At 35.0% G+C, this 8,512-nt stretch carries 5 protein-coding genes, 1 tRNA gene and 1 pseudogene; all 7 read right to left on the bottom strand.

The window, feature by feature from the left end; all coding sequences use genetic code 11:
* Positions 1 to 179: 179 nt before the first annotated feature.
* The gene (locus OU788_RS07430) at positions 180 to 2,033 is read right to left on the bottom strand and encodes a M1 family metallopeptidase (RefSeq protein WP_274634580.1); all 1,854 of its coding nucleotides are present in this window, start codon (positions 2,031 to 2,033) and stop codon (positions 180 to 182) included.
* Position 2,034: 1 nt separating this feature from the next.
* Complete coding sequence (locus tag OU788_RS07425; RefSeq protein ID WP_274634579.1) at positions 2,035 to 2,439, bottom strand: hypothetical protein; 405 nt, start codon at positions 2,437 to 2,439, stop codon at positions 2,035 to 2,037.
* A gap of 69 nt (positions 2,440 to 2,508) precedes the next feature.
* On the bottom strand, positions 2,509 to 4,149 hold the full coding sequence (locus OU788_RS07420) for a S8 family serine peptidase (RefSeq protein ID WP_274634578.1): 1,641 nt from the start codon (positions 4,147 to 4,149) through the stop codon (positions 2,509 to 2,511).
* A gap of 11 nt (positions 4,150 to 4,160) precedes the next feature.
* Positions 4,161 to 5,006 (bottom strand): MBL fold metallo-hydrolase, encoded by an 846-nt coding sequence (locus OU788_RS07415; protein WP_274634577.1) that lies wholly within the window; start codon positions 5,004 to 5,006, stop codon positions 4,161 to 4,163.
* Positions 5,007 to 5,084: 78 nt separating this feature from the next.
* Positions 5,085 to 5,155: transfer RNA gene (locus OU788_RS07410), tRNA-Cys, on the bottom strand.
* A 55-nt stretch (positions 5,156 to 5,210) separates the two neighbouring features.
* On the bottom strand, positions 5,211 to 5,573 hold the full coding sequence (gene folB / locus OU788_RS07405; protein ID WP_274634576.1) for a dihydroneopterin aldolase: 363 nt from the start codon (positions 5,571 to 5,573) through the stop codon (positions 5,211 to 5,213).
* Between the two features lie 105 nt (positions 5,574 to 5,678).
* A pseudogene (locus tag OU788_RS07400) lies at positions 5,679 to 8,454 on the bottom strand (VPS10 domain-containing protein).
* Positions 8,455 to 8,512: the final 58 nt, after the last annotated feature.

The raw sequence follows: 8,512 nt of genomic DNA, 5'->3' as shown, positions 1-8,512 counted from the left end.
GAAACCCGTTCAGGTTTCCGTTTTAATATTTTAATGTAAATGGTTGATGTCTTTTCGAGTATCGACCTTTTGGGAGATGTATCGAGAACAAACAAAAGATGTCTCGATACTCCCAAATTTTCGGGATTTCTTCCTTACAGTCATAAAAATCACTCGACATGACATTTTAAAAACTTTGGCTATTTACCGTATGTGTTATTTGATTGGTTGATATCTGCCATTAATTTAGACGGATCAATTTCAACTGATTTTACCTCTTTTTTTGCGGTAAACGTATAGGTTGGATGTGCAAAAGTCCAATCGGTAATAACTGTAGCATTGGTTGGTTTTTCTCCACGCATCATACGTAACGGAATATTAAATGATTCTTTAGAACCATCAGTATAAACTACCTCAACATCAATAGGCATTGGCATTTGACCAATACGCTCTAAGGTAATTTCTTTACCGTTAACAGATTTGATTCCGTAGTCAATTGTATGCGTCGTTTGCGTCCATTCATTTAAGTACCAATCTAACTGAATACCTGAAACTTTTTCTGCTGTACGCTTAATATCATTTGGTGTTGGGTGTTTAAACGCAAAATCTTCAAAATACTTTTTTAAGGTTTTTGCTACGTTTTCTTCTCCAATAATATATTCTAATTGCGATAAGAAAATGTTTCCTTTAGAATAACTCGCAACTCCGTATGCTCTGTTAGTATGGTATCTATCGGCATGTGTTGTTAAAGGCTCTTCAATATTATTACCCACCACATAATTATATCCTCTGTAAGAACCAGTATGTGGATTTTCCTTTCCTTCATCTAGAATTTCATTCTCAGCTTTGTTTGAAATATACGTAGTAAACCCTTCATCCATCCAAGGGTGCTTACTTTCGTTAGTTGCTAACAAGAACTGAAACCAAATATGCGCTAACTCGTGCGCAGTAACACCGAATAAACTTCTCCATTCACGTTGCCCAGTAATTAGCGTACACATTGCATACTCCATACCCCCGTCTCCTCCTTGGATAACTGAGTATTGTTTGTATGGATATTGCCCAATATGCTTGCTGAAATACTTCATTAACTCAGCTGTTTTTGGCTGTAATTTTTTCCAGTTTTCTAAATATTTAGCATCTAATGTTTTTTTGTACAAGAAGTGTAAATCGATACCATTTTTCATTTTATACGTATCGTGAATGAACTCTGGATCTGCCCCCCATGTAAAATCATGAACATCTGGTGCTGTAAATTTCCATGTTAACTTATCTCCTGAAGGAAGGTTTAATGGTTGCTTTTTGTCTTCGTAACCATGACCTACCTCTTGTGGATTTTGTACATATCCTGTTCCTCCAACTACATAGTTCTTGTCGATATGTAATGTCACATCAAAATTACCCCAAACTCCGTGGAATTCTCTTCCTAAGTACGGAGGTGTGTGCCATCCTTCAAAATCATATTCAGCCATTTTAGGATACCACTGTGTCATTGATAAAGCAACTCCTTCTGCACTATTACGACCCGAACGACGGATTTGTTTTGGTACTTGCGCATCAAAAATCATATCAAATGTCACACTTTGTCCTGGTTGAATTGGCTCGTTTAATGTAACCTCTAAAATAGTTCCAACAGTTTCGTGTTTTACCGCTGTTCCGTTTTGTTGTAAAGAGTTTACTTTGATATATCCTATTTCTGAAGGTGATAATTTACTAATACGATCTCCTACTCTTCTATCTGGATCTTGAATGTTTCTTGAACGAACATCCATTTGAGAGTTTGGTTGAAATGCATTAAAGTATAAATGATAAAATACTTTATCTAACACATCTGGTGAATTATTTGTGTACACCAGTTTTTGTATTCCTTTATACTGATAGGTTTTTACATCCATATCAATATCCATTGTATAATCTACATGCTGTTGCCAATAACCGTTATTGGTAGCTTGCTTATTTTCGTGTGCTTTTACCACATTAGTATCGGTACCATTTTTCATTGTAGCACATGAAACCATTGGCAACAATAAAAGGCTAAAAATTATTTTCTTCATATTAAACTGGTTTAATTCCCATTGAGGTTAGTGTTCTTTTCAAACTCTTTAATTCTTCTTCATTTTTTAATATTGGAAAACTGCGTCTTCTTCCGTTTTGTAACTTTAAAAAAACACGTTCTCTTCCGTAAGCTACTTTTGTTTCTAGTCCTGCTATTTCTTTTAGTAAATATTTAGACTTCCACGATCTTTTTACAACGTAATACAATATCACAGCTACCGAAACTAAAGCTAATAAAAACATAAAACTAAACAGTAATTCATTATTTTGATAACTCATTAAGTATAGCTGAACTCCCATATTAACTCCGTTAACAAACATTAAAATTATGATTAACCAAGAATGTTTAGGAACTTCGTCTTTTATGGTTAACTCTTCTGTTTTTTTATTGAACTCTAATTGCATAGCATTTTCATTATAACAAAAAAAGAGCATCAAAAAATAATGCTCTTTTTTAGCTAATTTATAATAGTCTTATTTTCTTCCGTTAACCATTCTATCAGCCATTCTAACTGCATTGTAAGCGTTTACAACACGTCCTGAAACTGATAATTCTGAGAAAGGAACTTTTACTGGCTCGTTACCATATCTTGCTCCTGTACCTGGCTTTACAACATCAAAATCAATCTTAGTTCCTGAGTTCATTAAGATGTGTTTTACTTGACTTGCTGTTAATTCAGGATAATAAGAACGTACTAATGCTGCAACCCCTGCTGCTGCTGGAGAAGCCATAGAAGTTCCGTTGAATTTCTTGTACTCATTGTCTGGAGTAGTTGAGTATACTTGTACTCCTGGAGCAAATACATCTACATTCTTTTTACCGTAGTTAGAGAATGTTGCTGGTAAGTTCTCATCGTAATTAGCACTCATTGCACCAATTGTTAAGAAGTTATCTGCAACTTCGTTTAATAAATCTGGTGCATCGTTAGGAAATGTTTTTTCAACATCAATGTTTTTACCATCATTTCCTGCTGCATTTACAATTAATACATCTTTAGAAGCTGCATACTTAATTGCATCGTAAACCCATTCTTTGTTTGGTGAAAAAGCTTTACCAAAACTTGTGTTGATTACTTTTGCTCCGTTATCAACTGCATAACGAATACCTAAAGCAACATCTTTATCGTACTCATCTCCGTCAGAAACTGAACGTACTGCCATAATTTTTACGTTATTGGCAACACCGTCCATACCTTTACCGTTACTACGAGTTGCACCAACAATTCCTGATACGTGAGAACCGTGAGCTTCTCCTTTTTCAGAGTGTCCTGTATTACCATTTCCGTATCCTGGCTTATCGTTAATATCGTAAGCATTATCTCCTACAACTGTACGGTAATCTGTTTTTAAGTTTTCTCCGTCAATTGTTTTTTGAGCATTTTTAATCCCTTTTTCAAAGTATTCTTTTGCTTCAGTTAACGTATCAAAAAATCCGAACATTCTAGTTGCAAAATCTTTTGCATTACCTAACGCAGGATCGTTTGTGTTAATTGCTGCTACCTCTTCTTTTGTATAGGTTGCTTTTCCGAAGTATTTAGTGAATACTTTATCAGACTCTACTGCACCCATTTTTAAGTTCTCGTAACGACTAACTGTTTTTTTAGCTTCTTCAACTTTTTCAGCCTGAAAAGCTTCTACTTCTGCTAAAGTTTCAGCATCAGCGATAGAAGGATTCATTAAAATACGCTCGTACTCTAAGTGCTCTTTATATGAATCTCCTAAAAAGTTCCACCCGTTAATATCATCAACATAACCGTTTTTATCGTTGTCAATTCCGTCTCCTGCAACTTCTTTAGTGTTTACCCAAGCTACATCAACTAAATCTTCATGTTTTAAATCGGTACCCGAATCAACTACACCAACAACAACCTCAACATGTTTCTTTCCTTTTAAGAACTCATACGCTTTGTTAACGCTCATTCCAGGAATTGTATCAGTTGCTAAGTCTAAGTGTTGCCAATTTTCTTGTTCGTAATCAGTTAACTCCGCTTTTTTTGCTGGAATATTAACTACGGTATTGCTTCCTGCTGGTACAGGGATTTTGCTTACTGTGTTACAGCTAGCTAAAGTAGCTACTGCAATTGCCGAGTAAAATACGGGCTTTAAAACTCTCATAATCTCTATTCTTAATTAAAAATATCTGTAAATTTAAATGTGTCTTTTAAGCGAACTCCTTTTTCAGTGTGCTTAACAGTTATTACCTCATTGTAAGCATCGTGCTCTAAAAACAGGTAAAACTCTTTATCGGCAGCTTCTTTTAAGAAAGCTTCTTTTTCTTTTAAGGTAAGTAACGGACGCGTATCATAACCCATTACATACGGTAACGGAACATGACCTGCTGTTGGTAATAAATCTGCCATGAATACTAAGGTTTTTCCTTGGTACTCTATTTTTGGTAACATTTGCTTTTCTGTATGTCCGTCTTTGAACAACACATCAAAACCAACATAATCCCTTGCGTTTAAATGCAAAAAATTTAATTGTCCACTTTCTTCAATAGGTAAAATGTTTTCTTGTAAGAAGGAAGCTTTTTCGCGTGCATTAGGGTGTACTGCCCAGTCCCAATGACGTTGGTTACTCCAAAAACGTGCATTTTTAAAGGCTGGTTCGTATCCTGTTCTGTCTTTATTCCATTGAATTGCACCTCCGCAGTGATCAAAATGTAAGTGTGTTAAAAACACATCGGTAATATCATCTCTATGAAAACCGTATTTTGCTAAAGAAGTATCTAACGAAAAATCTCCGTATAAATAATAATAACCAAAAAATTTATCGGACTGTTTGTTTCCAATTCCTGTATCGATTAAGGTTAATCGATTACCATCTTCAATCAACATACAACGCATGCCCATTGAGATCATATTGTTTTCATCGGCTGGATTTGTCTTCTGCCAAATCGACTTCGGAACCACGCCAAACATAGCGCCTCCGTCTAATTTAAAGTTACCTGTTTCTATCGGATAAATTCGCATAACGACAAAGATGCAGAATTTTAGCGAATTATTTTGTTAATAAAAACAAAAAAGCACATCTAAACGATGTGCTTCTTGAGGTGTCGAGCGGATTCGAACCGCTGTAGATGGTGTTGCAGACCACTGCCTAGCCACTCGGCCACGACACCTTATATTGATAAGGACTGCAAATTTACAGCTTTTATCTTTTTTTGCAAGCTTTTTTTACTTTTTACGCACTTCGGATAAAACAATTGCTACCTCAGCAACATTACCTCCAATTGGTGGGTTAATTTTTGCTACGCTAACCTCCGCTTCATCAACTAATTGTATCTCTCTAAAAATTCTTTCTAAAATTCGTCTAGCAACATGTTCTAACAATTTAGAACGAATTGCCATTTCTTCTTTTACAATTTGATTCAAATGCACATAATCTACCGTATCAACTAACTCATCAGTTTGTGCTGACTTTTGTAAATCGGCTTTTACCTCTACATCTACTCGGTACTCTGAACCGATTCTTGCTTCTTCATCTAAACATCCATGATTGGTAAATAATCGGATGTCGTTTACACGTATAATTCCCATGCCGCAAAAATAGGAATGTTTCTTTATTAAGTTGTGTAAATTTTATTTCAAAAAAAAAGAGAAAAACAACAATCTTGTTTTTCTCTTTTATGATTTTATTCTTTTTTAAAGAATTTCAAATGTTTGACTTAATTCGCCTATGGTTACTTTATATTTTCCTTTAGGCAAATAATAGTTACCATTCTTTGCTTCTTTAATTTCAGCATCTTTGTGCTTTTTCAAGTATTTCTTTCTTCCTTTTTCTGAAAAAGAAACATCATACACAGCCTCGTTAAATCCTTTTGAAGCTTTCGTTGTTATCGTATTTACCAAAATATCATCTGAAGAATATACTTCTAACACGACTTCTTTATCAGAATTTATATAAAATGGAATGTTAACACTTGGCGTATACGGCTCTAACCACTTACTCCATGAGCTTCCCCAAGAATTTCTTTTTTTAATATTCTTGATACTAAAAATAGCTTCTTTATTATCAAACTCTTGTAAGGAAGTAATATTTGCTTTGTATAAACTACGTCCGTGAGTACCTACTAATAAATGTTTTGCTTTTGGTTGAATCACTAAATCATGCATTGCAACATTCGGCAATCCGTTGCTAAACGCTTCCCAAGTTTCTCCTTGGTTGAAAGAAACATACAATCCGTTATCGGTGCCTAGGTATAAAATGTTTTCCTTTTCTGGATCTTCCTTAATCACATTTACCGCAGAAGTTGGAATATTACCGCTAATGTTTTTCCATGTTTTTCCGTAGTCATCAGACATGTATACATAAGGTGTAAAATCATCAAAACGGTATCCGTTTAACGTAACATATACACGTTCTTTCTTATATTTTGAAGCTATTACACGACTTACCCATAAATTTTGTGGTAAAGAATTGGAAATTTTCTCCCAACTTCCTCCTCCGTTTTTAGTCACTTGTACCAATCCATCATCAGAACCTACGTAGATTAACCCGAATTGGAATGGACTTTCAGAAATAGTAGTTAACGTTCCGTAAGCTACATTTCCTTCTTTTTCTCCTTTGGTTAAATCTCCTGAGATTTCTTCCCAATCACTTCCTTGATTTAAAGAACGGTGTAATTTATTTCCTCCTAAATACAAGATATCTTGATTGTGTTTTGATAGCTGAATAGGTGTTTGCCAATTGAATCGATATGCTGGCTTGTCTTTTTCTGGTTTTGGCTGGATATAGGTTTGTTTTCCTGTAGCTCTATCAATTCGATAATAGTTTCCAAACTGATAGCCTGTGTACACAATATTCGGATTTCTGTCATCAACCGCAACCTGCATACCATCACCTCCCATTAAACTTTCATAAGGGTTCTGTCCTGTTTGATGCCAGCTTTTGTCAATTTTTGCGTTATGGTTTCCTACCCAAACTCCGTTGTCTTGTAATCCTCCATATACCTTGTACACTTCTTGATTATCCGCATACACAGTATAAAACTGTCCAACTGCTGGTTGATTTAATTTAATCCAGCTTTCACCATCATCGTATGAAATATTTAATCCACCATCGTTTCCATCAATTAGGTGCCCTTGTTTTTTAGGATTCACCCATAGTGCTTGATGATCGGCGTGTACATTTTCTTTACTAATAGAAGTAAATGTTTTTCCTCCATCTTTCGATTTTAAAATTGGAACTCCTAATACATAAATTCCATTTTCATCTTGCGGATCTACACGAACTTCACCAAAATAATATCCATACGAATAGTACAAATCATCTAAATATCCTTCGTGTGTTTTCTTCCACGTTTTTCCTCCGTTAATGGTTTTAAAAACCTCCGCTCCTATCACTGGAGTATCAAACAAAGCTGCATTCGCATCTTTCAAGTAACCAACCAAATCACTTGGTCGCATTTCTCCTGGACTTGAACGAATGATTTGTTTAATATTTTCTGCACGATACTTCTCTTGAAGACCATTCATTTTGATATATGAATTCAATTTTTTGTCTTTCATATTCAAAAGTTCATCTGCAGAAATTGTCTTTTTTTCTTCGGAATTGACTATCGTGAAAAGCATACACCGTGTTTTCATCATATACCGCTAAACCAATCCTTCCTACTCCATCTCCATTAGGAAAACCATTGTTATCCGAAATTTTAGTCCACGTATTTCCAGCATCAGTCGATTTATATATTGCTGAATTTTTTCCGTCTCCATCAAAATTCCATGCTTTACGTTCACGCTCCCAAGCAGCAGCATATAAAATATTGAAGTTGTTCGGTACAGGCTGAATATCTATAATTCCTGTATTTTCATCAATAAACAATGTTTTTGTCCATGTTTTACCTCCATCAGAAGTTTTAAAAACCCCTCTTTCATTGTTTGATGAATATAAATGACCTATAGAACCAACGATTACCTCATCTGGGTTTTTCGGATTTATTAAAATTCGCCCAATATGATGTGAATCAGGTAACCCAACGTTTGCCCAAGTTTTACCTTTATCGGTAGATTTTAAAATTCCGATTCCTGCATACGACGAACGAGAAGAATTATTTTCTCCTGTACCAACCCAAATTGTTCCATTTTTCCAATCTACAGCAATATCACCCACATTTTGTGTAGGCGAGTTGTCTAGAATTGGAGTAAAAGTAGTTCCGTTGTTATTCGTATGCCATACGCCACCAGAAGCATATCCTACATAAAATTCTGTTGGATCATTTGGATTCACATCAATATCCACCACACGTCCACTCATTACTGTAGGTCCGATGCTTTTAAATGAAATATTTTTTACCGTGGAATTTTTTGTTAACGCTTCTTTTTGCTGCAAAGCATCTTGTATTTTTTCTGCTGAAGTAGGTTGTTGAGCAACTACTGTAAATGGCAACAAAGCAATACAAACTTTTGCTAAGGTTTTCATGATTATTTGGTTTAGTAGCTGGTGAAAATACTGTATGTTAAAACTATTTCAAAAAAAT

Origin of the sequence: Tenacibaculum sp. L6, assembly GCF_028823685.1 — a bacterium.
Classification (GTDB): domain Bacteria; phylum Bacteroidota; class Bacteroidia; order Flavobacteriales; family Flavobacteriaceae; genus Polaribacter.
Note: the sequence above shows the minus strand (reverse complement) of the source record. Positions and strands in the feature narration are given on the sequence as shown.